General features: G+C 73.6%; 24 protein-coding genes and 1 riboswitch. Of the genes, 5 read left to right on the top strand and 19 right to left on the bottom strand.

Annotated elements, in window-relative coordinates:
• Window positions 1–20: 20 nt before the first annotated feature.
• From ACYVP9_RS04180 to ACYVP9_RS04170, 3 genes are read right to left on the bottom strand one after another with little or no spacing between them, the layout of a single operon-like run.
• Entirely contained in the window at window positions 21–1,046 is a 1,026-nt protein-coding gene (locus tag ACYVP9_RS04180; RefSeq protein ID WP_460603437.1) for a 6-phosphofructokinase, read from the bottom strand.
• Between the two features lie 11 nt (window positions 1,047–1,057).
• Window positions 1,058–1,537: a polyadenylate-specific 3'-exoribonuclease AS gene (locus ACYVP9_RS04175; RefSeq protein WP_460603436.1), complete on the bottom strand. Its 480-nt coding sequence runs from the start codon at window positions 1,535–1,537 to the stop codon at window positions 1,058–1,060.
• The gene (locus tag ACYVP9_RS04170) at window positions 1,534–2,280 is read right to left on the bottom strand and encodes a lysophospholipid acyltransferase family protein (protein ID WP_460603435.1); all 747 of its coding nucleotides are present in this window, start codon (window positions 2,278–2,280) and stop codon (window positions 1,534–1,536) included. The genes ACYVP9_RS04175 and ACYVP9_RS04170 overlap by 4 nt, the downstream gene beginning before the upstream one ends.
• A 106-nt stretch (window positions 2,281–2,386) precedes the next feature.
• On the opposite strand from ACYVP9_RS04170, the gene ACYVP9_RS04165 reads away from it, so the two are divergent.
• Window positions 2,387–3,160, top strand: a complete 774-nt coding sequence (locus tag ACYVP9_RS04165; protein WP_460603434.1) for an alpha/beta hydrolase — start codon at window positions 2,387–2,389, stop codon at window positions 3,158–3,160.
• The gene (locus ACYVP9_RS04160; RefSeq protein WP_460603433.1) at window positions 3,157–3,870 is read left to right on the top strand and encodes a hypothetical protein; all 714 of its coding nucleotides are present in this window, start codon (window positions 3,157–3,159) and stop codon (window positions 3,868–3,870) included. The genes ACYVP9_RS04165 and ACYVP9_RS04160 overlap by 4 nt, the downstream gene beginning before the upstream one ends.
• Here ACYVP9_RS04160 and ACYVP9_RS04155 read toward each other — a convergent pair whose 3' ends face one another.
• The 10 genes from ACYVP9_RS04155 to ACYVP9_RS04110 form a co-directional block, all read right to left on the bottom strand.
• Complete coding sequence (locus ACYVP9_RS04155; protein WP_460603432.1) at window positions 3,871–4,530, bottom strand: hypothetical protein; 660 nt, start codon at window positions 4,528–4,530, stop codon at window positions 3,871–3,873.
• A gap of 54 nt (window positions 4,531–4,584) precedes the next feature.
• The gene (locus tag ACYVP9_RS04150; RefSeq protein ID WP_460603431.1) at window positions 4,585–7,701 is read right to left on the bottom strand and encodes a fibronectin type III domain-containing protein; all 3,117 of its coding nucleotides are present in this window, start codon (window positions 7,699–7,701) and stop codon (window positions 4,585–4,587) included.
• A gap of 185 nt (window positions 7,702–7,886) precedes the next feature.
• Entirely contained in the window at window positions 7,887–8,408 is a 522-nt protein-coding gene (locus ACYVP9_RS04145; RefSeq protein WP_460603430.1) for a hypothetical protein, read from the bottom strand.
• A gap of 23 nt (window positions 8,409–8,431) precedes the next feature.
• Window positions 8,432–9,394 (bottom strand): ROK family glucokinase, encoded by a 963-nt coding sequence (locus tag ACYVP9_RS04140; RefSeq protein WP_460603429.1) that lies wholly within the window; start codon window positions 9,392–9,394, stop codon window positions 8,432–8,434.
• Window positions 9,391–9,735, bottom strand: coding sequence for a hypothetical protein (locus ACYVP9_RS04135; protein WP_460603428.1), 345 nt, complete (start codon window positions 9,733–9,735; stop codon window positions 9,391–9,393). Before ACYVP9_RS04135 ends, ACYVP9_RS04140 begins: the two co-directional genes overlap by 4 nt.
• Window positions 9,732–11,015 (bottom strand): ArsA family ATPase, encoded by a 1,284-nt coding sequence (locus tag ACYVP9_RS04130; RefSeq protein ID WP_460603427.1) that lies wholly within the window; start codon window positions 11,013–11,015, stop codon window positions 9,732–9,734. The genes ACYVP9_RS04135 and ACYVP9_RS04130 overlap by 4 nt, the downstream gene beginning before the upstream one ends.
• A gap of 11 nt (window positions 11,016–11,026) precedes the next feature.
• Window positions 11,027–11,485, bottom strand: a complete 459-nt coding sequence (locus ACYVP9_RS04125) for an SRPBCC family protein (RefSeq protein WP_460603426.1) — start codon at window positions 11,483–11,485, stop codon at window positions 11,027–11,029.
• 81 nt (window positions 11,486–11,566) lie between these two features.
• On the bottom strand, window positions 11,567–12,661 hold the full coding sequence (locus ACYVP9_RS04120; RefSeq protein ID WP_460603425.1) for a tetratricopeptide repeat protein: 1,095 nt from the start codon (window positions 12,659–12,661) through the stop codon (window positions 11,567–11,569).
• Window positions 12,658–13,692 carry a tetratricopeptide repeat protein gene (locus ACYVP9_RS04115; protein ID WP_460603424.1) on the bottom strand — a complete coding sequence of 345 codons (1,035 nt, stop codon included), beginning with the start codon at window positions 13,690–13,692 and terminating at the stop codon, window positions 12,658–12,660. Before ACYVP9_RS04115 ends, ACYVP9_RS04120 begins: the two co-directional genes overlap by 4 nt.
• Window positions 13,693–13,696: 4 nt before the next feature.
• Window positions 13,697–14,929 (bottom strand): tetratricopeptide repeat protein, encoded by a 1,233-nt coding sequence (locus tag ACYVP9_RS04110; protein ID WP_460603423.1) that lies wholly within the window; start codon window positions 14,927–14,929, stop codon window positions 13,697–13,699.
• Between the two features lie 119 nt (window positions 14,930–15,048).
• Here ACYVP9_RS04110 and ACYVP9_RS04105 point away from each other — a divergent pair, with 119 nt between their 5' ends.
• Window positions 15,049–16,842 carry an AMP-dependent synthetase/ligase gene (locus tag ACYVP9_RS04105; protein WP_460603422.1) on the top strand — a complete coding sequence of 598 codons (1,794 nt, stop codon included), beginning with the start codon at window positions 15,049–15,051 and terminating at the stop codon, window positions 16,840–16,842.
• Between the two features lie 102 nt (window positions 16,843–16,944).
• Here the strand turns inward: ACYVP9_RS04105 and ACYVP9_RS04100 are convergent, their stop codons facing one another.
• From ACYVP9_RS04100 to ACYVP9_RS04080, 5 genes are all read right to left on the bottom strand, one after another.
• Window positions 16,945–18,069: a glycosyltransferase family 4 protein gene (locus ACYVP9_RS04100; RefSeq protein ID WP_460603421.1), complete on the bottom strand. Its 1,125-nt coding sequence runs from the start codon at window positions 18,067–18,069 to the stop codon at window positions 16,945–16,947.
• Window positions 18,066–19,151 (bottom strand): hypothetical protein, encoded by a 1,086-nt coding sequence (locus ACYVP9_RS04095; RefSeq protein WP_460603420.1) that lies wholly within the window; start codon window positions 19,149–19,151, stop codon window positions 18,066–18,068. The genes ACYVP9_RS04100 and ACYVP9_RS04095 overlap by 4 nt, the downstream gene beginning before the upstream one ends.
• A 203-nt stretch (window positions 19,152–19,354) precedes the next feature.
• The gene (locus ACYVP9_RS04090; RefSeq protein ID WP_460603419.1) at window positions 19,355–20,383 is read right to left on the bottom strand and encodes a C40 family peptidase; all 1,029 of its coding nucleotides are present in this window, start codon (window positions 20,381–20,383) and stop codon (window positions 19,355–19,357) included.
• Between the two features lie 13 nt (window positions 20,384–20,396).
• Window positions 20,397–20,561: riboswitch (cyclic di-AMP (ydaO/yuaA leader) on the bottom strand.
• A gap of 144 nt (window positions 20,562–20,705) precedes the next feature.
• The gene (locus tag ACYVP9_RS04085) at window positions 20,706–20,969 is read right to left on the bottom strand and encodes a hypothetical protein (RefSeq protein WP_460603418.1); all 264 of its coding nucleotides are present in this window, start codon (window positions 20,967–20,969) and stop codon (window positions 20,706–20,708) included.
• A 118-nt stretch (window positions 20,970–21,087) separates the two neighbouring features.
• Window positions 21,088–22,449 carry an NYN domain-containing protein gene (locus ACYVP9_RS04080; protein WP_460603417.1) on the bottom strand — a complete coding sequence of 454 codons (1,362 nt, stop codon included), beginning with the start codon at window positions 22,447–22,449 and terminating at the stop codon, window positions 21,088–21,090.
• Between the two features lie 69 nt (window positions 22,450–22,518).
• On the opposite strand from ACYVP9_RS04080, the gene ACYVP9_RS04075 reads away from it, so the two are divergent.
• Window positions 22,519–24,345: a DEDD exonuclease domain-containing protein gene (locus ACYVP9_RS04075; protein ID WP_460603416.1), complete on the top strand. Its 1,827-nt coding sequence runs from the start codon at window positions 22,519–22,521 to the stop codon at window positions 24,343–24,345.
• 9 nt (window positions 24,346–24,354) lie between these two features.
• Window positions 24,355–24,633, top strand: coding sequence for an Lrp/AsnC family transcriptional regulator (locus ACYVP9_RS04070; RefSeq protein ID WP_460603415.1), 279 nt, complete (start codon window positions 24,355–24,357; stop codon window positions 24,631–24,633).
• A gap of 4 nt (window positions 24,634–24,637) precedes the next feature.
• Here the strand turns inward: ACYVP9_RS04070 and ACYVP9_RS04065 are convergent, their stop codons facing one another.
• Entirely contained in the window at window positions 24,638–25,753 is a 1,116-nt protein-coding gene (locus tag ACYVP9_RS04065) for a cytochrome c oxidase assembly protein (protein ID WP_460603414.1), read from the bottom strand.
• Window positions 25,754–25,807: the final 54 nt, after the last annotated feature.

Here is a 25,807-nt window from a genome sequence, read left to right as displayed (position 1 = left end):
CGCTGCAGAGTAGGCCGCGATCAGCCGAAGAACACCTCGGACTCGGCGTAGAACGACGGCGGGACGGTCTTGAGCTGCGTGGTCGCGTCGGCGAGCGGCACCCGCACGATGTCGGTGCCGCGCAGGGCGACCATCGTGCCGTAGTCGCCGTCGGTGACGGCGTCGATGGCGTGCAGCCCGAACCGGGTGGCCAGCACGCGGTCGAAGGCGGTCGGGGTGCCGCCGCGCTGGATGTGGCCGAGCACCGTGGTGCGGGCCTCCTTGCCCGTCCGCTGCTCGATCTCGTTGGCCAGCCACTCGCCGATGCCGCCGAGCCGGACGTGTCCGAACGCGTCGAGACCCTTCTCGAGGACGGCGTTCTCGCCGCCGTCGGGCGTCGCGCCCTCGGCGACGACGATGATCGGCGCGTAGTGCGCCTGGAAGCGGCTCTCGACGTAGGCGCAGACGCGCTCGAGGTTGAACGGGAACTCGGGCAGCAGGATCACGTTGGCGCCACCGGCCAGGCCGGCGTGCAGCGCGATCCAGCCGGCGTGGCGGCCCATCACCTCGACGATGAGGGCGCGGTGGTGCGACTCGGCGGTGGTGTGCAGCCGGTCGATCGCCTCCATGGCGATGTTCACCGCGGTGTCGAAGCCGAACGTGTAGTCGGTAGCGTTGAGGTCGTTGTCGATCGTCTTGGGGACGCCGACGACGTTGACGCCGCTGTCGTGCAGCTTGGTCGCGACACCGAGCGTGTCCTCGCCGCCGATCGCGATCAGCGCCTCGATGCCGAGGGTGTGCAGGTTCTCGACCACCCGGCTGACGCCGTCGTCGACGGCGAACGGGTTGGTGCGCGACGAGCCGAGGATGGTGCCGCCGCGCGGCAGGATGCCGCGGACGTCCGGGATGCCGAGTGGCCGGGTCAGGTTCTCGAGCGGGCCGCGCCACCCGTCGCGGAAGCCGACGAACTCGTGGCCGTGGACCCCGGCACCCTTGCGGACGACGGCGCGGATCACCGCGTTCAGTCCGGGACAGTCGCCTCCGCCGGTCAGTACGCCAACCCTCATGAGCGAAAACGCTAGTGGGCGTCCTCGAGTGCGCGCCACCGGGCCAGGTTGTGGCGGGCGTCGGCGAGCGCGTCGTGCTGGTCGGGGGGTGCGGCCGGCAGCGGCGGCGAGCCGGCGTCCTCCCACCGTTGGCGCAGCTCGTGGGTGAACCGCGGGATCAGCCGCGGCAACGCCCGCATGTCACCCCAGAGCTGGCACAGCACCACGTGGTCGTAGGCCGACATCCACGCCCAGAGCTCGACGCTCCCGCCGTTCTCGGAGAAGAAGGCGAGCAGGTCCTCGCGGATGCGCTCGCGCGAACGCCACGCCTTGTCCGCAGGGCCGGGGAGCTTGTCCAGCACGTTGCGGCGCACCCAGTCGATGGCCCGCGACGGGTCGAACTCGGTCGAGACGGCGTAGAACTCGCGACCGTCCTCGGCGACGACACCGATCGAGACCAGCTCGATGGTCGTGCCGTCCTCGATGAACTCGCAGTCGTAGAAGTACCTCACGAAGCGCGCGTGTCCGGCATGCGGTCACCCAGCTCGCGGGTGCGTGCGCCGAACGCGATGTCGGCCCCCTGCGCCTTCTTCACGTCCGCCGCGTAGCGGTCGACGTACTCCTGACCCGACAGCTGCATCAGCTCGTACATGATCTCGTCGGTCATCGAGCGTTCGACGAAGCGGTCGCCGGCCATGCCCTCGTAGCGCGAGAAGTCGAGCGGCTTGCCCACCCGGACCCCCGGACGGGGCCGCAGCTTGGGGATCTTGCGGCCGGTCGGCTGGATGATCTCGGTGTTCACCATGGCGCACGGGATGACGACGGCGCCCGACTCGAGCGCCATGCGGGCGACACCGGTCTTGCCGCGGTACAGCCGGCCGTCGGGCGATCGGGTGCCCTCGGGGTAGATGCCCAGCAGGTTGCCGCCCCGCAGCACCCGCACCCCGGTCGTGAGGGCGGCCCGCGCGGCGTCCTTGTCGTCGCGGTCGATCGGCACCTGGCCGACGCCGGAGAAGAACATCCGGGAGAAGAACCCTTTCAGGCCGGGCGTCGTGAAGTACTCGGCCTTGGCCAGGAACGTCACCTTGCGCGGCATGAGCAACGGCATGAAGAACGAGTCGCAGAACGACAGGTGGTTGCTCGCCAGGATGGCCGGACGGTCGTCCGGGATGTTCTCGCGTCCCTCGATCCACGGCCGCCAGATCAGCCGCAGCAGCGGGCCCAGGAAGATGAACTTGGCCAGCCAGAACCCCATGTCGTGCTCCCCGGTCTCGCGCGGCTGCCCTGAGCAGGCAGATTAGTCGCCCGCAACGGCCGCGGGCCACTCCCGCACCACAGAGCCCGGGATGCATCATGGACGCATGTCAGGGACGACCGCGCCGCCCGCCGAGGACGCGGCGCCGTTCTCGGTCGACGGGGGCCGCATCGGAGTCGTGGTCAGCCACGGTTTCACCGGCACCCCGGCCAGCATGCGTCCGTGGGCGCAGCACCTCGCCGACGCCGGTTTCTCCGTCCGCCTGCCGTTGCTGCCGGGCCACGGCCGCACGTGGCGCGACATCAACCGCACCCGGTGGCCCCAGTGGTACGCCGCGATCGACGACGCCTACGGCGAGCTGCGCGAGCGCTGCGACACGGTCTTCGCGATGGGTCTGTCGATGGGCGGCACGCTCGTCACCCGGCTGGCCGAGCAGCACCCGGACGGTGTCGCGGGCGTCGTGCTCGTGAACCCGGCCTTCGGCACCCGCCGCTTCGACGCCAAGCTGGCGCCGATCATCGGTCCGATCATCCGCTCGCGTCCGTCGATCGGCGGCGACATCAAGAAGCCCGGCGTCGCCGAGCCCGCCGCCGACCGCACCCCGGTCGTCGCGTTCGGCTCGCTGCAGCAGCTGTGGAAGGTGACCGTCGCCGATCTGGGGCAGCTGAGCTCGCCGGTGCTCGTGTACCGCTCGCGCGAGGACCACGTCGTCGACGACCTCTCGATCGAGTTGCTGCGCTCGGGGGCGGTGAACACCACGGTGCGCGAGGTGGTGCTCGAGGACAGCTACCACGTCGCCACGCTCGACAACGACGCCCCACGCATCTTCGCCGGCAGCGTCGAGTTCGTCCGCGAGCACGTGCCCTCGGACGCGACGTGAGCACCCTCGACCCGGGGCCCGACGACCGTCCGGACCCGTCCGGACGGCTGGACAACGGCCTGCAGGCGCCCACGTACGTCCCGCTGACCGACGTGGAACCGGCCGTCGGCCGGCACCTGTTGACGGCGCTCGGCCGGGCCCGCATCGCCGCCTACCTGGGCGCCGACGGGGCCGGGGAGCGCCGCCGGTTGTTCGTCGCGTCCGAGGAACGTGTCGACGCGCGGACGATCGTCGCCGCCGCCGTCCGCGCGCTGGAGGCGGACGTCGAGCAGCCGTCCCCCACCGAACCCGCGCCCGACCCGCTGGCCGGCATCGACACCGACCGCGAGTTCGAGGCGCTCGTCGCCGACTGGCACGTCGACACGCACGTCGCGATCCGCCGCGCCGAGCGTGACCTCACCCGCGAGGACGAGGACTGGCGCGCCAACCTCGAGAAACCCGCCGCGACGGACGAGGACGAGTGGCTCGACGACGACCACTACGTGCCGCCGCCGCCTCCCCCGCTGCCGCGACTGGCCGGAGCGACGATCCTGGCCATCACGATCATGGCGGTGTCGATCGTGCTGCTCGGTTTCGGCGCCGAGCTGGGCCTGGCCGGCAACGTCGCGTTCGTCCTGGGCATCGTCGGGCTGCTGTCCGGCGGAGGCATCCTGCTCACGCGCGTGCGCACCACCCGCGGCGACGAGGACGACGACGGCGCGGCCGTCTGATCACCAGGTCTCGTCGCGCTCCCGGCGGGCGGACGGCTGCTCGGCGCCGACCGGGTCCGCAGCGGTCTGCTCGTCCGTGTCGTCGGCCGGGCCGCGATCGGACAGCAGCTCGCGCAGCCGCTCCCGCGAGCCGGCCGCCACCAGCGCGCCGACGCCGATGGCCAGGAAGGCCAGCACCATCGCCCACGCCCCCACTCCGGACGACGACAGGTAGTCGCCGTAGGTCGGCGTCGACGGCCGGATACCGGCCTTCGGAGCGCGCAACGGGTCGAACCCGATCAGGTAGAGGGCGTTGAGGGTGAGCACCACGCCGGCGAGGGCCAGGACCGCGGACACGGAGCTGCCGACCCGGCCCGCGCGGGCACCGGCGTCCGACCCGGCGGCGAACACCGCCGCCAGCACGGCCGCGGCGAGCACGAGGATGCCGAGCCAGCCGAAGAACGGCTTCGACACCCCGACGTCGACGAACCCGCCCAACCGGTCCTCGCGGTCGGAGTAGTACGCCAGCGTGGAACGCAGGGCGGACGGGCCGGAGCCGTTGGTGAGGATGCCGCCGAAGTCGCTGCGGAACCACGGCAGCGCCGTGAGGGCGAGCATGCCGAGCAACGCTCCCCCGACGACGAGCCCGAGGCCGGTCAGCGTGCGCCGTGTGCCCTGCATGCGTCCCAGGCTACGGACGCCGCCTGGGCGGCGTCCGCAGCCTGCCGGCAGATGTCAGCGGGGCAACGCGAAGTCGATGCCGGTGCGCGCGTCACCCGAGGCCACCGTGATCAGGGTCGCCTTCGCCAGCGGCGGGGGCACGGCCGGCGACGACCACACGGCCTTGCGCCAGCACACTGCGGTGTTCGCGCCGGCGCACACCGCGTACGAACCCGCGGCGAGGCCGCGCAGGACCCAGCGGCCGTCCTTGCCGGGCTCGGTGTAGGTCACGACGTCGGGACGGCGGCCGGCGAAGAGGATGACCGCGGCGCGGGACGTGTACCGGCCGGCGACCGAGACGCGCCCGCCGAGCGACGCGCCCTTCTGCATCGTGAGCCGGATCCCGGCAACGTTCTGGCCTGCCACCACCGCGACCGGATCGCCTCCGGTCGCCTTGCCCGGCACGCCACCGATGCACTGTGCGAGGTAGGCGCTGCCGGGCTTCTGCTGCGCGCACACCGTCTGCTGCCCGGGCCGGACACCGATGACGGTGAAGGTGCCGTCGGCCGCGGTGACGCTGAAGTCGCGCGGGCCCGGGCCGCCGAAATCGACGTCGTCGAAGAAGTCCGCACGCGGGTAGTCGTCGGCGGCCGAACCGCTCACCGCGACGCGGACGCCGGCAGCTGGTCCGCCGGACGACCTGGTCACGGTGCCGGAGACCGCTCCGCCCTGTGCGAGCGTCATCGTCGCCGACGTCAGCCGTCCCTTGGTCACGACGACGTCGAACGTCCGGCTGACGCACGAGTCGGCGTACCCGGTGGAGGATCCGCCGGCCGGCGTCGTCCCGTAGTAGGCGTAGAGACAGAGCGCGTAGCGCCCCGGACGCAGGCCCGTGATCGTCGCCGTGCCGTCGGCGTCGGTCATCACCGAACCGGCGACGTCGACGTCGGGATCGCCCTCGAGGGTGGGCGCGTTCGGACAGTAGTCGTCCTCCTCGTCGTCTTGGCAGCGCAGGAGTGCCGCCGCGTCGACGGCCGCCACCGGCAGGCCCTGCTCGTCCTGCACCGTCACCGAGATGCCGCTCGGCGCCGGCGTCCGGACGTCCGACCGGACGGTGCGTCCCGGGCGCACCGTCACTGCCGCGCCGCACTCGTAGACCGTGTCGTCCTCGAACGACGAGACGCACACCTTCACGCTCCCGGCCGCCAGCCCTCGCACCGTGTAACGGCCCTGGCCGTCGACAGCGGCGAACGCGCTGCTCTCGTCGTCCCTACCGGCGCGCCCGTAGACGTCGACGTACACGTCGGGCACGGGACGGCCGGTCGCGTCGCGCACGACCCCGCTCACCGCGGCACCCACCCGCACCCCGCCGTCGATGCCGGTGCGGCGGGTCCCCGCGAAGATCGGGAACGTCCGACCGTGGTTCCAGCACCCGGGCCGCGTGCCGGTCGCCGGCGAGCGCACAGCGGTGCCGTCGAAGCACGCCTTGTACCGCCCCGGGGCAAGACCCTTCACGACCCACTGGCCGTGACCGTCCGTGGTGTGCGTGTCGCCGTCCCCGAGATCCGAACCCTTGTCCCCTCCGGCCACGGTCACCCCGACGCCGGCGACCGGGCGACCGTCGGCGTCCCGCACCGTTCCGGTCGCCGCCGCGCCGCGTCCCAGCGTCACTCCCGCCCTGGTCACCGCCCCACGCGTGACGCGGACGGCCTGCTTCTCACACGTCGGGCGGAACCCCGCCCAGCTCGCGCGTTGCGCCAGTGCGGACGGTGATCCGCAGATCGTGTAGCTCGCCGTCGGGAGGTTGCTGATGGTGAAACGGCCGTCCCGCCCGGCGACGGCGTACCCGTTGCCGTCGGCTTCGCCGCGGGCGCTGACGTAGACCGCGCCGCCCACCGGAGTGCCGTCCGGCCGCCGCAGGACTCCGGTGACCCCGCCCCCGGTGGCCACCGGAGTCAACACGAGGTCGGGCAGCGTGCGGGAGGTGGTGGGCGCCACCACGGTCGCGCGCCGGGAGCACGACGTGCCGTACGCGCGGGGCAGGCCGCCGTCGACCCGGCCGGCCGAGGCGAAGGCGCAGATCCGGAACACCTGCTCCGGGTCGACGCCGCGGGCCGTCCAGCGCCCGTCGGGCGTGTAGTTGCCGGCGCCCTCCACGAACAGGTCGAAGGAGATGCCGTTGAGGCCGACGTACACCGGCACGTCGTCGGGATACACCGTCGCGTAGTCGACGCCGCGCCCGTGTGCGTCGACGATTCGTCCGCTGATCTCCGCGCCCGCGCGGAGCACCTGTTTGCCCGCCGACGTCGTCCGGCCGGCTCGGACCGCGATCGGGTCGGTGAAGTCGGCGACGTAGCCCGTGGCGTCGGAGTTGCCGCCCGCGGCGTGGTCACCGTCGACCACGATGACCCAGCTGCCCGGCGCGCGGTCGAGCGTCCAGGTACCTGTCGTATCGGTGCGGGCGACCGAGCCGCTCGAATCGGATTCGGGGTCAAGCGCGTACACGACGGCGTTCGTGAGGGGGTCGCCGTTGCTGTCGACGACCGTGCCGGTGAGCGTGCCCGGTTGCCTCGCCGGACCGGCATCGGCCGGGGTCGTGAACCGGACCACCGCGGGCGCGCCCGCGCGTCCGTACCGGTCGACGGCGAACACCGACGCCGAGTAGCGGGTGTTGCGGGCAAGGCCCTGCACCAGCGCCGCGTGCACCCGCGGCGCCTTCACCGCGATCCGCCGACCCTGCTTCAGGGTCGACGGCGCAGCAGCGCCCTTGGCGACCCGCACCGCGACCCGCGCGAGACCGGCGGACGGGTTGTGCCAGCGCAGCGTGATGCCGCCGCGCGACTGGTAGGCCCGCGGGAGGCGCGGCGTCGCCGTCAGCGTCGTCGCCCGCACCACCACCGGAGCCGAGACGTGGCCCCGCCCGTCGGTCGAGAAGATCGAGAACGTGTAGCGCGTCGCCGGCGCCAGCGTGCGCACCGTCAGCGAGTGGCGTCTCGTCCCGAGCCGGCCGCCGCGCCACCCCTGGGCGAGCGACCGGGCCGGCGCGCTGCCGCGCCGCACCCGCACCTCGACCGCCGCGACGGACGACCCGGGACGCTGCCACGCGAGAGCGATGCGGTTCGCGGTGAGCACCGACGCGTGCGCGCCGCGCACCGTCGCCGGGCCACTCGCCGCCTCCGCCGCGGAGGTCACCGCCACCGTCGTACCGGCCACTCCCGTTGCGACGGTCGCAGCCGCGACCCACACCCGTGCTCGACGCACATGCCCTCCCAGACAGCTGTTGCTGTGCGGACATTAAGCGACTGTGATCTTGAAAGCCAGGGACCTACGGGCCGTGAGACGAACCGGTGGAACAGACCGCGACGAACCGGGCGAACTCACCCCGGCAGGTCGACCTCGAGCCGGACACCACCGGCGAATGCCTCGCGTGCGGACACGACCAGCGAGTCGTCGCAGACCGAGGCGGCGCCGTCGGCCGGGAACACGATCAGCGGACGTCCGTCGGGCACGAGGTTTTGCGCGAAGTCACGCAATTCTGTTCCGGACGGTCCCGGGTCGCCCGCCGCGACGGTGAACGCCGCGCCCAGCCGTCGCAGCGCCGCGGCCACTCCCGCGCGCGGTCGCGGCGCGAGGGCGGAGGAGAACGTGACACCGTCGGAGGCCTCGACGTCGACCCCGAGGTCCGACAGCAGCAGGGCGCCGGCGCCGGTCCGTCCGCCCGCGACCACGACGAGGTTCGCCTCCCGCGCGATCGCGGCACAGCGCGACCGCCACCGGGGGCCGACGGGCGCGCCGTGCACGCAGGCCAGGTCGGCGTCCTGCGCCTCGACGGCGCGTGCCACCGCGTGCAGGTCGGGGAACTCGGACGCGACGACGCTGACGACACGCAGGGACGGCATTCCGGTGATCCTGCCCGACGGCCTCAGGCGAGTTCGGGGGCGTACCGGCGGGCGAGATCCGCGGCACCGACGAGGCCCGCCTCGGGACCGAGGTCGGCCCCGGCCACCCGCGCGTAGGGGCGGAAACCGCGGCCGGTGAGAGTGTGCGCGAACTCCTCGCGCGCCGGGGCCAGCAGCAGCTCCCCTGCCGCGACGACCCCGCCGCCGATGACGAACACGGACGGGTCGATGACCGCGGCGAGGTTCGCCAGGCCGCGACCCAGCCAGCGTCCGACGGTGGTGCAGATCGACTGCGCGGCCGGGTCGCCGTCGGCGGCGGCCGCCGTGACGACCTCACCGGTGATGGCCTCGATCGACCCGGCCCGCTCGACCATGCCGCCCGCGGCGACCGGCGACTCGGCGGCGAGCTCCTTCGCGTCGCGGGCCAGGGCCCGTCCGGACGCGTACATCTCCCAGCAGCCCCGGTTGCCGCAGGCGCAGAACCGTCCGTCGGGCACGAGGGTCATGTGCCCGTACTCGCAGGCGATGCCGTACGCGCCGCGGTAGACGGAACCGTGCGCGACGAGGCCGCCGCCGATGCCCGTCCCCAGCGTGACGCAGACGACGACGGGCTCGTCGCGGGCGGCGCCGAAGCGGTACTCGGCCCACGCGGCGGCGTTGGCGTCGTTCTCGACGACGACGGGCAGCCGGATGCGTCCGGCGAGCGACTCGCGCAGCGGTTCGTTGCGCCACGCGAGGTGCGGCGAGAACAGCACGGTGGCGTGGTCGTTGGCGATCCAGCCCGCGGCGCCGATGCCCACGGCCGTGACGCCCTCGTGCCGCTCGAGCAGCGTGTTGACCACCGACACGATGACCTGCTCGGTCTCGGCGACGTCCTTGCTGGGGGTGTCGGCGCGGTGGCGGTCGACGATGCGTCCCTCGCCGTCGACCACCCCGGCAGCGACCTTGGTCCCGCCGATGTCGACGCCGATGGCGAGTGCGCTCACGAGCCCTCCTCGGGCGGGTCGTCGTCCAGCACGATGCGGTGCACCCGGGACGGCGACGGGCGCCGCCGCGGTTCGGGAGCGGGCGGCGGCGGGGTGGCCCGTCCGCTCGCCGACTCGAGCAGGTCCCGGGCGGCAGCGACCAGCGCACCGAGCGAGTCCGCGAGACCCGCGACGATCTCGGGGTTCTCGCCGCGCAGCGCGCTGGCGAGCTGGCACAGCGGGCACCACTGACACTCCGGGCCACCGTGACCGGACGCCGGGGCGGGCAGGTTGCGCTGCGCCCAGTCCTGCACGATCGCCAGCGCCCTACGGGCGTCGCGCGCCGGGTCGGGGCCGGTCACCGTCCCGCCCCCGGGCGGGGGCGGGCGCGCCGGTGCCGGGAGCCGGAGGTGGGCGGCCGGCCGTACGGGGTCGGCCGTCCGGACGGCCAGCGGGCGGGGTCGGGACGGAAGCGCACGTTCAGCGCCCGTCCGTCGTAGTGGCCGCCGGTGACCTCGCAGCGCCGCAGCACCGCGGGCAGGTGCAGCACGCGGCGGTAGGTGCCGATGCCGACGATGAGGTCGTCGCCGGCGCGGGCGACCTCGACGTCGGAGCGTTCGGCGAGCGGCAGCGCCAGCTCGAGCCGGAACCCGTCCGCGGTGCTCTCGACGTGCAGCAGTCGCGAGTTGTCCGACGGCGGCGCCGGGTCGGTGCCGGGCAACGGCCCGTACAGCGCCTCGGCGAGCTCGCGCAGCGCCGCCTCGCCGACGGGTTCCGCGTCCCGGTAGGGCAGTTCGCGCACCGGCAGGCCGGCGAAGCTCTCCCGCACGGCGACCAGTTGCCGCTGCTGCGAACGTGCCCACGCCGCCCGCCAGGGGTCGGCGCCGTCGGTCGGGAAGACCCGGTTGGCGATCACCTGGTCGACGGAGTAGCCGTACAGCGCGAGGGCGGTGAACGTCCGCCGCGCCTCGGCCGTCACCACGGTCTCGGGCGTCAGGACCAGGCGGACGGACGTGATCGCAGGGTCGCCGAGCAACTGCCGCACGCCCTGCAACTCGTCCGCGAGCCGCAGCAGCGCCTCGAAGATCGTGTCCGGGGGGATCGCGTCGCGCTTGCCGAGCACGGTCGCGAGCGGACGCATCGTGCGGGCGATCTTGCGCTGCGCCGGGAAGACGCGGTCGAGGTACCAGCCCAGCGCCTCGGGCAGCGCGAGCAGCCGCAGCGTCTCGGCGGTCGGGGCGCAGTCGACGACCAGCACGTCCCAGTCGCCGGCGACGGCGAGCTCGCGGACGGCCAGCAGCGCGAGCACCTCGTCGAGGCCGGGCAGCACTGTCAGCTCGTCGGCGCTGATGGGGTCGACGCCGCCCTTGGCGAGCAGATCGATCAGGAACGTCTGCACGTCGCGCCAGCTGGCCTCGAACCGGCCCTGGGTGTCGACCTGCACCGCCCAGAGGTTGGCGGCGACCTCGGTGGGGTCGTCGCCGAGACGGACGTCCAGGGCGTCGCCCAGCGAGTGGGCGGTGTCGGTGGAGACGACCAGGGTGCGCTGCCCGCGGTCGGCCAGCCGCAGCGCCGACGCCGCGGCCGCCGTGGTCTTGCCGACGCCGCCCTTGCCGGTGAACAGCAGGATGCGCGGACTCATCCGGCCACCCCTCACACCACCCGCAGCGACTCGACGCGCTTCTTGAGCTCCTTGAGGGCCTGGTCCATGACCACGCGTTCGGCCTTGCGCTTGAGGGCGCCCAGCATCGGGATGTTCAGCTCGACGGCCAGCGAGTAGGTGACGGTCGAGCCGGCCGCGCCGGCCTCGACGACGTAGGACCCCTGCTGGGCCTTCATCATCTGGCCCTTCGTGAGGTGCCAGTCGACGCGGCTGTCGCCCGTCCAGGTGTACTCGAGCTCGTACTGGTCGCGCACGATGCCGGCGTCCAGCACGAACGCGACCCGCCGGGCCCGGCCGTCCGCGCCCGTCTCGAGCACGGTGGCCGACTTCACCGCACCGGCCCACTGCGGGTAGTTCGCGAAATCGGCGATGACGGCGAGAATCTCCCGCGGGGAGGCGTCGATGCCGATCGACTGTGTCGACTGGTCGCGCGCCGACTCCGAAGGCATGGGACCGGAGGTTACCGGTTTGCGGTGCCGCGGCCGTCCGGCCGGGCGGCGCGTCCGACGGCCGTCACACCGGGCGCGGGCTCAGATCACCGGACGGAACCGGTTGCGGCCGGTCACGCGACGCGCGATGCGGACGGCGAACGCGGCCAGCACGAGCGCCAGGAACAGCCGCCGCATCAGCTGCCCCGCGGCGTCCCCCAGCAGCGCCGTGGGCGTCAGCGACCAGGCCCAGGCCGAGACCAGGCCCGCCGCGACGAGGACGTAGAACAGCGTGAGGGTCGGGCTGCGCCGCAGCGCGAAGCGGACGAAGCGCCGGCGGTGCGGCGGCAGGTTCGCGACCACCCCGCGATAGACCCGGCCCGCCGCGCCCACCCCGACGCCGGTGGCGACAGCAGCCAGCACACGTCCGGCGACCACGCTGTCGATCCACCAGACCGGCAGCGCCGCCACCAGCAGCACGGTGTGGACGATGCCGGCCAGCCGGCTCGCGGCGGCGACCACGTTGTGCGCGGCCCGCGGGTCGTCCGGCGCGCGGCCCAGCTGTTCGGCGAACCAGGCGGACGCGCGGATCGGGTGGCCGCCGGCGGCGTCCGCGCGGGCGAGGTCGTCGCGGGCCGGCTCGTTCGCCGGGTCGAGCCGCAGCGCCTCCCCCAGTGCCGCCCGCGCCTCGGTGGTGCGACCGCGCTCGATCAGCAGCGCGCCCAGCAGGCGGTGCGCGTCGGCGTCCCAGGGCCGCAGCCGCACGGCCTCGCGGGCCGACGCCATCGCCGCCTTCGTCACGATGCCGAGCAGCGCCACCTGCGCGTGGGTGGTGTGGACGTCCGCGTCGTGCGGCGACCGCGCGACCGCGGCCCCGATCAGCTCCCGCGCTTCCCACCCGCGGCGGCGGACGGCGGCGGCCAGGGCGGCGACGCACAGTGCGTCGACGTCCTCGGGAGCCACGGCCAGCGCCGCCCGCGCGGCGTCGTAGGCCCGCGGATCGCCGCGCAGCAGGCCGCCACGCGCGAACGCGAGCAGCGCCGCCGGGTGCTGCGGGTCGACCCGCAGGATGCGCGACGCCGCGTCCTGCGCCTGCTCGCCGCGGCCGAGGTCGAGCAGGTGCTCGACGCGCTCCAGCTCGGGTGCGTGCGGGTCGCCGCCGTCGTCCGGGGGCAGTGGTTCGGGGGCGGGGTTCACGCCCGGCGCCTGCGACCGAACCGGGCGCCGACGATCATGGCGACGACCACGAGGGTGGCGGCGAACAACGTGCCGGTGGCCGCGCCGAGCACCATCGCGCGGGCACCCGGCGGCACGACCGCGCCCAGACCGAGCAGCAGCAGGGTCAGCACGAGCAGGGCGAACCACACCGCCAGCGACCGCTGCCGGCGCAGCACCGAACGCGCGAGCCGCCACGTGTTCGGTCTCGCGCCCCACCAGAGCACGACCACGAACGCCCCGAGCGCCAGCGCCGCGGCGAGGAACCCGACGACCGCATAGACGCCCCGGCCGGTGTCCAGGGCGGCCCGGCCGCCGGTCACCATCGCGATCCAGGTGATGAGGTGGACGACCTGCAGCGCGCGGGTGCCCATCACCACGAGGTTGTGGGCCGCCATCCTGTCGTCCGGGTCCGCGGCCGCCGCGGCGGCGAAGCCGGCGGCGGCGCGGCCGATGTTGCGGCGCCGGGCGTGCACGAGCGCCATGCCGTGCCTCGAACCGGCGTGCTGCGGGTCCAGGTGCAGCGCCTGCCGGTAGGCGGCCGCGGCCTCCCGGGTGCGGCCGCGGTCGAGCAGCACGTCGCCGAGCACCTCGTGGCAGTCGGGGTTGGTCGGGTCGAGGCGCACCGCCGTCCGCGCGGCCGGTTCGCACTCCAGCGAGCGGACGGGCAGCCCGACCTGCGCGAACACCACGTGCGGACGCCAGTCGTCCGGCGAGACCTCGACCGCCCGGAGCGCCGCCTGTCGCGCCGCGGCGTGGTCGCCGAGGCGCGAGTACGCCAGCGCCTCGAGCCGCAGCGGCCAGTCGTCGTGCGGTGCGACGCGGGCGGCCGCCTGGGCGGCCCGCACCGCGCCCGCGGCGTCGTGCGTGCCCAGGCAGGCCCGGGCCAGCAGGCACAGCGCCCGCGGATGGTCGGGCTCCTGCGCCAGCAGGCGCGTGACGACGTCCCGGGCCTGGGCGTCGCGGTCGAGTTCGAGCAGGTTCTCGGCCTGCGCGAGCAGCGCGGCGTCCATCGCGCTACAGGCGCTTCGAATTCTTCAGGTACGCCCGCAGCTCGGCGTACGTGCCGTCGTCGTCGCCGAACTCGACGACGTTGCGCGCGGTGTCCAGCCACGGTCCGATCGACGGGCGCACCTCGCGCAGCGAGGCGGCGAGGTCGTCGTGCGTGATCATGCGCGGTTGCCCGGTGCGGACGCTGTCGAGCAGGGCCCGTTCGGACGCGAGCTCGCACGCGTAGGCGATGTCGGCGCCCGACAGCCCGTCCGACGATCCGGCGAGCTTGCGCAGATCGACCCGTTCGACCGGGCGCTGCTGCAGGTGGTGGCGGAAGATCTGCTCGCGCGCGGGAGCGTCCGGCGGCAGCACCAGCACCGTCCGGTCGAAACGCCCGGGACGGCGCAACGCCGGGTCGACGTCCCAGGGCTGGTTGGTCGCGGCGAGCACGAACACGCCCTCGTTGACCGAGTCGACGCCGTCGAGCTCGGTCAGCAGCTGGTTGGTGGCGCCCCGGATCGCGTTGTTGCGGGTCTGCGTGCGCCGCTGACCGATCGCGTCGACCTCGTCGAGGAACAGCACGCACGGGGCGTTGCGGCGAGCCAGCTGGAACAGCTCGTGCACGTTGCGCTCGCTGCTGCCGATGTACATGTCGAGCACGTCCGACAGCGCCACGGGAATGAACGCCGCGCCCAGCTCGCCGGCCACCGCCCGTCCGAGAAAGGTCTTGCCGCACCCGGGCGGGCCGTAGAGCAGCAGACCGCCACGCAGGCTCTTGCCGTAGAGCGCCCGCAGCTGCGGATTGCGCATAGGCGCGAGAAAGGCCGCCTCGAGCCGTTCCTTGACGTGCACCATGCCGCCCACGTCCGAGAGGCGGACGGACGCCCGCTCGACCTCGTGGGCCTCCCGCAGCGGCTGGCCGTCGTCGGACGTGTCCGCCCCGTCGTCGGAGACGAACATCGGGCCGGCGAGGTCGGACACCTCCTGCTCGGCGGCGTGCCAGTCGAACCGGTCGGGCTGTGCCGGCGCGGTGGCCGGCGGCTGCGCGGGCGCCGCTCCCCCGCTCAGGGCCCGGGCCATGGCGTCACGGGCGGCGGGGTGGTCTGGAACCTGCTGCAGCACCGCGGCGGCCTCGACCACGGCCTCGCCCCCACGTCCCGCGGCGATGAGCTGCTCGGCCAGGTGCAGCCGCAGGTCGTGGTCGTCCGGGGCCGCCGCGACCGCGCGGCGCAGGGCGTCGATCACCGGATCGGTCACCCTGCGGACAGTACGTCAGCCGGACGGGCCGGTCGCGTCGCGCGGACGGGGAGGGCGCCCCGCGCGGACGCACAGCCGGGCCCCGTGTCGTACCGGCTACTCACCGGTACGGTGCAGACGTGCAGGAGTTGCATGTCGCCGCGACGGCGACCACCCTCAGCCAGAGCAACACCGCCGACTTCGTGTTCACGAACGCGCAGCAGCGGCCCGATCACGTGGCGCTGCGGCGGCGCGTCGGCGGCAGCTGGCGCGACGTCACGGCACGGCAGTTCGCCGACGAGGTGACCGCCACCGCCAAGGGCCTGATGGCCGCCGGCATCGACCCCGGCGACCGCGTCGCGGTGATGAGCAAGACGCGTTACGAGTGGACGCTGCTCGACTTCGCGCTGTTCACGATCGGCGCCGCGGTGGTGCCCATCTACGAGACGTCCAGCGCCGAGCAGGTCGAGTGGATCGTCACCGACTCCGGCGCGCGCGGCATCGTCGTCGAGACGACCGAGCACGCCGCGATCGTCGACGAGATCAAGGGCAACGCCCCCGACCTCGCGCACGTGTGGTGCCTCGACGACGGCGGCATCGACGCGCTCGTCGCCGGCGGCAAGGACGTGTCCGACGCCGACGTCGAGCAGCGCCGCACCGCCGTGACCCTCGAGGACCTCGCCTCGATCATCTACACGTCCGGCACCACCGGCCGTCCGAAGGGCTGCGAGCTCACGCACCGCTCGTTCGTGGTCGAGTCCGTCGAGCTGATGAACCTGCTCGAGGACTTCTTCAACGCCGAGACCTCGACCCTGCTGTTCCTGCCGATCGCGCACGTCTTCGGGCGGGTCATCGAGATCGGCTCGCTCGCGGTCGGCTGCACGCTCGGCCACACCCCGGACGTCAAGAACCTGCTCGAGGACCTCGCCGACTTCAAGCCGACCTTCGTGCTCGCCGTGCCCCGCGTGTTCGAGAAGGTCTACAACGGCGCGAAGCAGAAGGCGCACGCCGACGGCAAGGGCAAGATCTTCGACCTCGCCGACTCCGTGGCCGTCAAGTACTCCGAGGCCACCTCGACCGGGTCGGCCGGGCTGCTGCTCAAGGTGCAGCACGCGATCTTCGACAAGCTCGTCTACGGCAAGCTGCGGGCAGCGCTCGGCGGCAACTGCATCGCCGCGGTCTCGGGCGGCGCGCCGCTGGGCGCCCGCCTGGGCCATTTCTTCCGCGGCATCGGCGTCACCGTCTACGAGGGCTACGGCCTCACCGAGACCTGTGCCGGCATCACCGTGAACCGTCCGGACGCCGTCAAGATCGGCACCGTCGGACGTCCGGTCGGCGGCACCACCGCCCGCGTCGCGGACGACGGCGAGCTGCTGTTCAAGGCGCCGCACGTGTTCCGCGGCTACTGGAAGAACCCCGACGCCACCAAGGAGGCGCTCGAGGACGACGGCTGGTTCCACACCGGCGACATCGGCGAGATCGACGACGACGGCTTCGTCCGCATCACCGGCCGCAAGAAGGAACTCATCGTCACCGCCGGCGGCAAGAACGTTGCGCCCGCCGTGCTCGAGGACCGCGTCCGCGCCCACTGGCTCGTCAGCCAGTGCCTCGTCGTCGGCGACCAGAAGCCGTTCATCGGGGCGCTGATCACCGTCGACCCCGAGGCGCTGCCCCAGTGGCTCGAGCAGCAGGGCCGGTCGAAGGACACCCCCATGGCCGACCTCGTCGACGACGAGGCACTGCGCAAGGAGATCCAGACCGCGGTCGACGACGCGAACAAGGCGGTCAGCAAGGCGGAGTCCATCCGCAAGTTCACGCTGCTCGCCGAGGACTGGACCGAGGAGGGTGGCCAGCTCACCCCGTCCATGAAGGTCAAGCGCAACGTCGTGCACCAGGAGAACTCCGACCGGATCGCCGCGCTCTACAGCAAGTAGCGCCGCCCCGAATCCTGTTGAGTGGCGCGATAACCCGTTGAGTGGCGCGAGATTTCGCGCCACTCAACGGCTTTGTGGCCACTCAACGTCTGAGCGAGGGCCCTAGCCGTCGAGCATGGCGCGCAGGGCGTCGGCGGAGTCCTGCCAGCGCCAGTCGCGCTCGACCCACGCCCGTCCGGCGGCGCCCATCCGGCCGCGCAGGTCGGCGTCCTGCAACAGGGTGACGAGGCGGCGCGCGATCGCGGTGTCGTCACGTCCGTCGACCAGGTAGCCGGTCTCGCCGTCGAGCACGGCGTCGGGCGAGCCGCCCGAGTCGCCGACGAGCACGGGCAACCCGGCGGCGGACGCCTCGAGGAACACGATGCCGAGCCCCTCGACGTCCATGCCGCCGCGCCGGGTGCGGCAGGGCATCGCGAACACGTCGCCGGCGGCGTAGTGCTCGGGCAGCCGTCCGAACGGCACTCCCCCGGTGAACACGACCGCGTCTTGCACCCCGTGCCGCTCGGCCAGCTTCTCGAGCGTCGGACGGTAGGGACCGCTGCCGACGAGCAGCAGCGCGGCGTCAGGCACCGCCCGGCGGACGGCGGGCAGCGCGCGCACCAGCGCGTCCTGGCCCTTGCGCGCCACGAGCCGGGACACGCACACGATCACCGGACGGTCGGTGAGCCCGTACTCCGCCCGCACGGCGGACCCGTCCAACTCGGGCCGGAAGGTCTCGACGTCGACTCCAGACTTCAACTGTCGCAGCGTGGCACGTCGCATCACGGGCGACAGGCGGACGCGGAAGTACTCGTTCAGGTAGGTCACCACGTCGACGTGCGCGGCGATGCGGCGCAGCAACTGGCGCGCGCCGGGCAGCAGCGCCCACCCCGCCTCGTGGCCGTGGGTGGTCGCCACGAGTCGCTCCGCACCCGCCTGCCGCAGCGCCGGGGCGAGCAGGCCGAGCGGCGCGGCGGCGCCGAACCAGACCGACGTGCAGCCGTGTTCCTGCAGCGCCGCGACGGTGCGCCGGCGCGCCCCGGGGGTGGGCACGAGCAGCCCGGACGGGTGCCGGATCACCGGGAACGGCTGCTGCGCGTCGAACTCGGCCGACCCCTCGTGGTCGGAGGCGTAGACGACGATCGAGCCGGCCGGCTGGCGGACGGCCAGCTCGTGCACGAACGACTGGATGCCGCCCTGCCGCGGCGGGAAGTCGTTGGTCACGAGCAGGGTGCGCCGCCGGGTCACCCGCGGAACTCCGTCCGCACGTAGTCGCGCCAGCCGGTGACGAACTGATCGCTCGACACCCCCAGCACCGACCGCAGCGCACGCGGCACCGCCGTCGCCGGGTCGCCGGTGTCGTCGAGGACGGCCCGGTACAACCGCACCAGGCGGTCCTGGCCGAAGCGCTGCGCGACCCAGCGGCAGGCCAGCCACGCGAGCTGGTAGGCGCTCGCGCCCGTGCTCGCCGCGTCGAACGCGGCGGCGTCGGGCAGCGAGCGGGGCACGAAGCCCGCACGCAGCCGCGCGGCGAGCTCGCGGGCGATCGTCGGCACCGGCTCGTCGGTGCGGGCGTAGCCGACGTAGTCGGCGAACCCCTCGGCGAGCCAGCGCGGCACCGAGTCGGTCTCCCGCCCACCGACGGCGATGTGCGTGACCTCGTGACGGACGAGCACGAGCGACCCCGCCGGGCTCAGGCGCCGGTACTGCGACGGGTCGATGACCATGCGCGGCGCCACCAGCAGGCTGGTGGTGGTGTCGTCGTCCGCCTCGCTCACCGCGGCCGCCGCCAGACCTGCGGTGGCGGACGCGGGCGACCCGATGAGCGCGTCGCGTTCGGCGGTCGTCGCGGGCACGAGCGCCGCGACGTAGCGGCGCCATCCCGTGCCGACTACGTCGCTGACGCCGCTGACGGCGCGGTCGAGGGTGTCGGCGACCACCGGGCCCAGCTCCGCGTCCTGCGGGTGCACGATGACGAGCGACGACGTGCCGCGCACGACGTCGACGGGCCCGAAGTCCCACGGACCGCGCCAGCTCGCGCCGCCCTCGCGGGCGAGGTCGGAGTCGGACACGACCACGACCCGGCCGCCCTGCCGGGCGAGGGTCCAGTAGACGGTCTGCTCGGCCGGCCGGTCGTCCGCCCGCTGCAGGGCGTACGCGAGCGTCAGGCGGACGACGAGCGCGTCGCCGCCCCGGGTGCGCCGCACCTCGCGCTGGGTCACCTCGTCGACCGTCGGCCCCCGCGACCATTCGAAGGTCGTGAACCGCAGCTGCGCCAGGTTGGCGAAGACGGTCTGCTGCCGGGCCCGGAACGCAGCGGACCCGCCCACCCCGTCGAGGAACTGCGCCCGGTCGCGGTCGCGGACGGCGGCCGAGTGGTCGCGCAGGAAGCTGGCGACCTCGGCGCGCGACGGCGGGCCCGAGGGTCCGTCGTCGGTGCAGGCCCCCAGCAGCCCGATCGCCGCCAGGACAGACGACAGCAGGACGGCCGCGCGGGCCGTCCTGCTGCGTCGTCTGTGCGTGATGCGGGCCGTCAGGCGAGGTGCGTCGCGCCGACGATGTCGCCGCTGAACTGGCTGACCGGCACGACCTGCACCGGCTGGCCCTCGGTCGGGGCGGACACCATCATGCCGTCGCCGATGTAGATCGTGACGTGCCCGATCGGCTGGTACATGAAGATGAGGTCGCCCGGGCTGAGCTGGTCGAGGCCCACGTGCGTGCCGTAGTTGTACTGGTCGGCGGCCGAGTGCGGCAGCGAGACACCACCGGCGGCCCAGGCACCCTGCGTCAGGCCGGAGCAGTCCCACGCGTCGGGACCGGCGGCACCGAAGACGTACGGCTCGCCGACCTGCGCGAGCGCGAACTCGACGGCCCGCTTGGCGGACGCCGTCGCCTTGATCGGCAGGTCCTTCCACGTCTTCTTGGCGACCGTCGGGTTCGTCTGCCGCTCGTAGCGCGCCTGCTGGCGGGCGGTGAGCGTGGCCAGCAGGTTGCGGTACTCGTCGATCTTCTTGCGGACGGCGTCCCGCTTGGAGCCGAGGGCGTTGCGCTCGCGCTTCGCGCCGGCCAGCGCCTGCTCGGCGTCGTCGGCCTTGGACTTCGCGTCCGCGCGGGTCGACTGCAGCCGCGACACGATGTTGGCGTCGTAGGTGGAGATGAGGTCGAGGGTGTTGAGGCGGTCGAGGTAGTTCGGGCCGCTCTCGCTGTCGAACAGCGCGCCCGCGGCACCGAGGTCGCCGGAGAGGTACTGCTGCTGGACGTTGCGGGCGAAGGTGAGCTTCGCGGTGCGGTACTGCGACGACGCGACGGCGGCGGCCCGCTGCGCGGCGCCCGCCTTCGCGTCGAGCTTCTGCACCTTCACACGCGCCTGGTTGTACTGCTCGACCAGCTGCGAATTGGTCATCGCCAGGGTGCCGAGCTTCTTCTCGACCTGGTCGATGGTCGGTTCCTGGCGCGGGGCGCTCGGAGCGGCGGACGCCACGGCCGGCACGGCCACGGCGGTCGCCACGAGCGAGACGGCGACCAGTGCGGGTCGAACACGGTGCTTGAAACGGATCGCCACGGGCGGCGCGACTCCTTCTTCCTCGTACCGCCTACCGGGTTAGCTGACGGGTTCGGGCCGGGAAGTAGCCCTACGGGTTCGACGGGGGTGGCTGCGATCAGCGCCCCGTATCACCCGATTCACCCCGGAACTGCGTGGGTCCCCGGTTTACCGGCACCTCACCCGGGGTATCCGGGCAGCGAGGCGTCGTTCTGGATGTAATTCGGCGGAACCTGCTCGGCGGTGGCCCGGTGGGCACCCATGGAACCGATTAGGTCTCGGAAAGGTTACGACAGTCCCAATTCGCCGTGCAACGGCGGGGTGGGCCTCGCGTGCACACCTGTCACGCGATTTCCCGTCCGGCGCCGGGTTCCGGAACCGGACGAACCAGACGCAACGGCGGCACCAACCCCGCCGCGGCCAGGGTCTCGATGGCCTCGCGGGAGCCGTCGTCGAGCTCGACGGACGACGCCGGACCCGGTGCTGCAGTGACCGGCCGGCGCGGCGGTCGCGCCGCCCGCACCGGCGGTGTGGCCAACAGCACACTGATCACGCAGTCGTCGCAGGCGACGTGGCGTGCCGTGCAGGTGTCGCAGTCGATGAGCATCGTGCCTCCGAAGCACTCGCGGCCCGTTCGTCCCGCCCGGTGCGGGACACCCGGAACGCTGGCACGGCCCTCCGACAGTTTTCGCGGACGCCCTCGGCCCGACCGCTCGGCCGGCCGCTCAGCCCAGCCGCTCGAGCAGCACCGCGGACGGCACCGCCCACACCGCCGGGCCTGCCGTGTCACGCACGATCTGCCGGTCGCTGGTGACGACGAGCAGGCATCGTCCGGACGGCTCCGCCGCCACGACCCGCCGGATCACGTCGTCGGCGATCTCGCGGCGCCCGCCCTCGCCGGACCCCGGGTCCGCGGGCGGCGTCTCCCCCGCGCTGAACAGCACCCGCACCCCGCGCGGCGCCACCGGTTGCACGGCCGGGCGGGCCGCACCGTCGAACACGACCGTGACCTCGACGCGCGCGGCCAGCGGCGCGAGCGCGCCCAGCAGCCGCGTCCGCTGCTCGGCGAGCGTCAGGTGCGGGTAGCCGGTCTTGGTCACGTTGTAGCCGTCGACGATCAGGTGCGGGTGCGGCAGCGCCATCAGGTCGTCGAGCGCGCCGGGACGATCGACCACCCGCGGTGCCGTGCCCGTCCCGGGGTCGTCGACCGCGACCGCGTCCGCCGGACGGGCGGTGGGCTCGGGCAGCGCGAGTTCGCGCCGCACGCCCGACGCGGCCTGCACGAGCGTGTCGACCAGCAGCCACAACCGCGCGTCGTCGATCTCGCGCTCGGCGCGGGTGCCCTGGCGGGCGGTGTCGGCCGCCTGCTCGGCGGCCGCGATCCGCGATCGCAGCGCCGCGAGCTCCGCCTCGTGCCGCGCGGCCTCGCCGGCGATCGCCGCGCGCAGGCCGTCGATCTCGGCCCGGGCGGCGTCGCGGTCGCGCTCGGCCTCCCGCACCTGCCGCGTCCGGTCGCGCGCGGCCCGGCGCAGCGACAACAGCTCGGCGTCGGTGGCGGCCTCCGCCTCGGCGAGCGCGGCCTCGACGGCCTCGCGGACGCGGGCCGCCTCGCCCCGCACCTGCGTGCGCAGCTCCGCGACCTCCGCCCGCACCCGCGCCAGCTCGGCCTCGGCGTCCGGGTCGGACCGGTTCTCCTCGCGCCAGCGCCGTCCCAGCGCCGCGAGCCGCTGCTGCCACCCGTCCGGACGGAGCAGGAACGTCAGCACCGCCACGTCCAGCGGGTCGGACGCCGGCAGCGGGTCTCCCGAGCGGACGGCGTCGGCCAGCTCGGGTGACGCGGCCTCGGCGGCCTCGGCGACCCGGCTGCGGAAGTCGTCGTCGGTGTCGAGCGCGCCGGCGAGTGCGAAGGCGCCCAACCGCAGCCGCTTCGCGGGGGTGAACCGCGCGACCGGGCGCAACGGCACCGGCACCTGATCGGCGGGCAGCCGGCCGAGCACGTCGTCGGCGATGGTCAGCAACCGCTGCCGCGCGGGCTCGACCAGGGCCGTGTCGTCCCCCGCGTCGGGCGGTGGCGCGTCGGGGGACATGCCTGCCGAGCGTACGGACGTCCGCGCGTCGACCCGGTTTCGTCAGACCCCCCGCCTAGCTTCCCGACCATGACCGCGGCTCGTCCCCTCACCCCGACCGGCGCTCCCCCACCCGCCCCGTCGCGGCTGCGTCCGGTGCCGGCCGCCCAGCAGCTGTCCTTCGACGAGCTGGGCGAGCCGCTGCGCGACACCACGTTCGTCGTCGTCGACCTCGAGACCACCGGCGGCGCGGCGAACAGCGACGGCATCACCGAGATCGGTGCGGTCAAGGTGCGCGGCGGTCAGGTCCTCGGCGAGTTCCAGACCCTCGTGAACCCGCAGCGCTCGATCCCGGCGTTCGTCAGCGTGCTCACCGGCATCACCGACTCGATGGTCGTGCAGGCCCCCACCATCGACAGCGCCGTCCCGTCGTTCCTCGAGTTCGCCCGTGGGGCGGTGCTCGTGGCCCACAACGCGCCGTTCGACATCGGGTTCCTCAAGGCCGCGTGCGCCGAGCTGGCGACGCCGTGGCCCTCGCACGCCGTCGTCGACACGGCGGTGCTGGCCCGCCGGGTGCTCACCCGCGACGAGGTGCCCAACTGCAAGCTGGGCACGCTGGCACCGTTCTTCCGGGCGACGACCACGCCCACCCACCGGGCGCTCGACGACGCCCGCGCCACCGTCGACGTGCTGCACGGCCTGCTCGAACGGCTCGGGCCGCTGGGCGTGCACTCGCTCACCGAGCTGCGCTCGTTCACCGCTCAGGTCAGCGAGGCGCAGCGGCGCAAGCGGCACCTCGCCGACGGCATGCCCACCGGGCCGGGGGTCTACATCTTCCGCGACGCGCAGGGCCGTCCGCTCTATGTCGGCACCAGCCGCAACCTGCGCACCCGGGTGCGGCAGTACTTCGTCGCCAGCGAGACCCGGTCCCGCATCGGCGAGATGATCGGCATCGCCGAGCGGGTCGACCCCATCCCCTGCGCGCACGCTCTCGAGGCGCAGGTGCGCGAGCTGCGGCTCATCGCCGCCCACAAACCGCGGTACAACAAGCGCTCGAAGTTCCCCGAGCGCTCGGTGTGGCTGAAGCTCACCGTCGAGCCGTTCCCCCGGTTGTCGGTGGTGCGGCAGGTCCGCGCCGACGGTGCCCCCTACCTCGGGCCGCTGCGCACGCAGCGGCAGGCCGAGGTGGTGCGCGATGCGATCCACGACGCGGTGCCGCTGCGGCAGTGCACCGACAAGCTGTCGCTGCGGCGGGTCGTGCGGGCCGCGTGCCTGCTGGCGGGCATCGGCAAGTGCTCCGCGCCCTGCGAGGGCGGCACCAGCCCCGAGCAGTACGACGCGCTCGTCGGCCTGGTCGCCCAGGCCTGGACCGGTGACGTCCGTCCGCTCGTCGCGCCGCTCGAGGCCAAGCTGGCGGCGCTGGCCGGGCAGCAGCGCTACGAGCAGGCGGGCACCGTCCGCGACCGCATCATGACCGTCGTGCGTGCCGCGGCGCGCATGCAGCGGCTGTCGTCGCTGCGGGCCGTCACCGAGCTCGTCGCCGCCCGCCCCGACGGCGACGGCGGCTGGGAACTGTCGGTCGTGAGGTCCGGACGGTTGGTCGCCGCCGGCGTCGCCACACGGGGCATCGCGCCCTGGCCGGTCATCGACGCGCTGCGCGCCACCGCCGACGTCGTCGATCCGGCGCGAAGCCCCAGCGAGGGCCCGCTGGCCGAGGAGACCGAGTGCATCCTGAGCTGGCTCGAACAGCCGGGCACGCGGCTGGTCGACACCTCGCAGCCGTGGGTGATGCCCGCCTACGGCGCCGGGTCACTGACCACCTATCTCGCCGGCGGGGCGGGGTCGGGACGCACCGACCCGTTCGCCGACCGGCGTCGGCTGCCCATGACCGCGCAGCCGGCCCGCGCCGCACGCTAATCTCGGCGGGTGATCACGACCATCGTCATGGTGTCGGTCGAGTCCGACAAGATCCCCGAGGTCGCCGAGACCATCGCGGGCATCGACGGCGTCAGCGAGGTCTACTCCGTCGCCGGCGACGTCGACCTGATCGCGATCGTCCGGGTGCGCGAGTTCGAGAAGATCGCCGAGGTGATCGCCGGGCGGCTGTCCAAGGTGCCCGGCGTCATCGCCACCGACACCCACGTGGCCTTCCGGGCCTACAGCCGCCACGACCTCGAGTCGACGTTCAGCCTCGGCATCGACTAGCCGACTAGTGGCTGTTGATCTTCTCCAGCCACCGGTTGTAGGCCTCGCGGGCGCGCTCGTCCTCGTCGTCGATGCCGTCGGCCGCGTCGTCGTCCGAGCCGGTGTGCTGGGCGAAGGTGGCCGAACGGGCCTGCTCCAGCCAACCACGCTCGACCGGCCCGGTCTCGACCTGACGCAGCCAGGTGATCACCAGCCCGATCATGATCACGGCCATGATGCCGTCGCCGGCGAACCACATGATCGCGCCGCCGGTGCGGGTGTCGTCCAGCGCGTTCACGGCGACGTCCGAGGGCAGCAGCCCGATCGGATCGGTGCCCTGCATCAGCACGATGCCGGTGAAGGTGTCGACGGCCATGCCGAGCGCGAGCAGCAGCCAGCGGGCCGGTGAGCTCAGCTTCCAGCGGATCGGCTCGTCGCCGACGATGAGCACGAAGAACTGGCAACCGGCCACCAGGTAGACGAGGTGCTCGATCTGCCCGGCCCACGTCGAGGCCATGATCGTGTCCATCAGGCCGGTCAGGTGGCTGCCCACGATGACGGCCGTGTACGTCGCCAGCGTCACCGGCGGCGCGGTCAGCAGCGAGACGACCCGTCCGGTGAGCACCCGCTCCCACCGCGCCCGGCGCGCGGGCGTGGACGACTCGAGCAGCAGCCGCAGCGGACGTCCCCACATCAGCAACGCCGGGGCGACCATGACGAGCGCGAGGTGACCCGCCATGTGGGCGCTGAACAACACCTGGTCGTAGACCGCGATCGACCCGTTGGTCGCGAACGCGGTCACCCCGAGGCCGGCGAGGAAGAACAGTGTGTTGCGCACGGGCCAGCGCGCACCCGGCGTGCGGACGGGCACCAGCGCCGCGCCGGTCAGGTAGAGGGCGGCGACGACGACCAGTACCGCGACCGCGGTCGCGTCCAGGTGCCAGGCGCTGAAGAGCACCTCGTGCAGCGGACGGGACAGGTCCGAGGCCGACTCACCGCCGCGGGTGAGCGCGTTCGCGGTGTGCATGTGGCCGCTGCCCGACGACAGGTACCGCGCCACCGCGACCGCGAGCACCGCGAACACGGCGACGGCCAGCGCCCAGGCGACGAGCGCGAGGCGCGGGATTCGCTTGCGGGTCACCCCTCGATTGTGCGCCCCGCGGCTGTGCCGCTCGAGGCGACCTGCCCCGCGGTG

This window comes from Jatrophihabitans fulvus (assembly GCF_054781375.1).
This window is presented reverse-complemented; position numbering and strand designations above follow the sequence as displayed.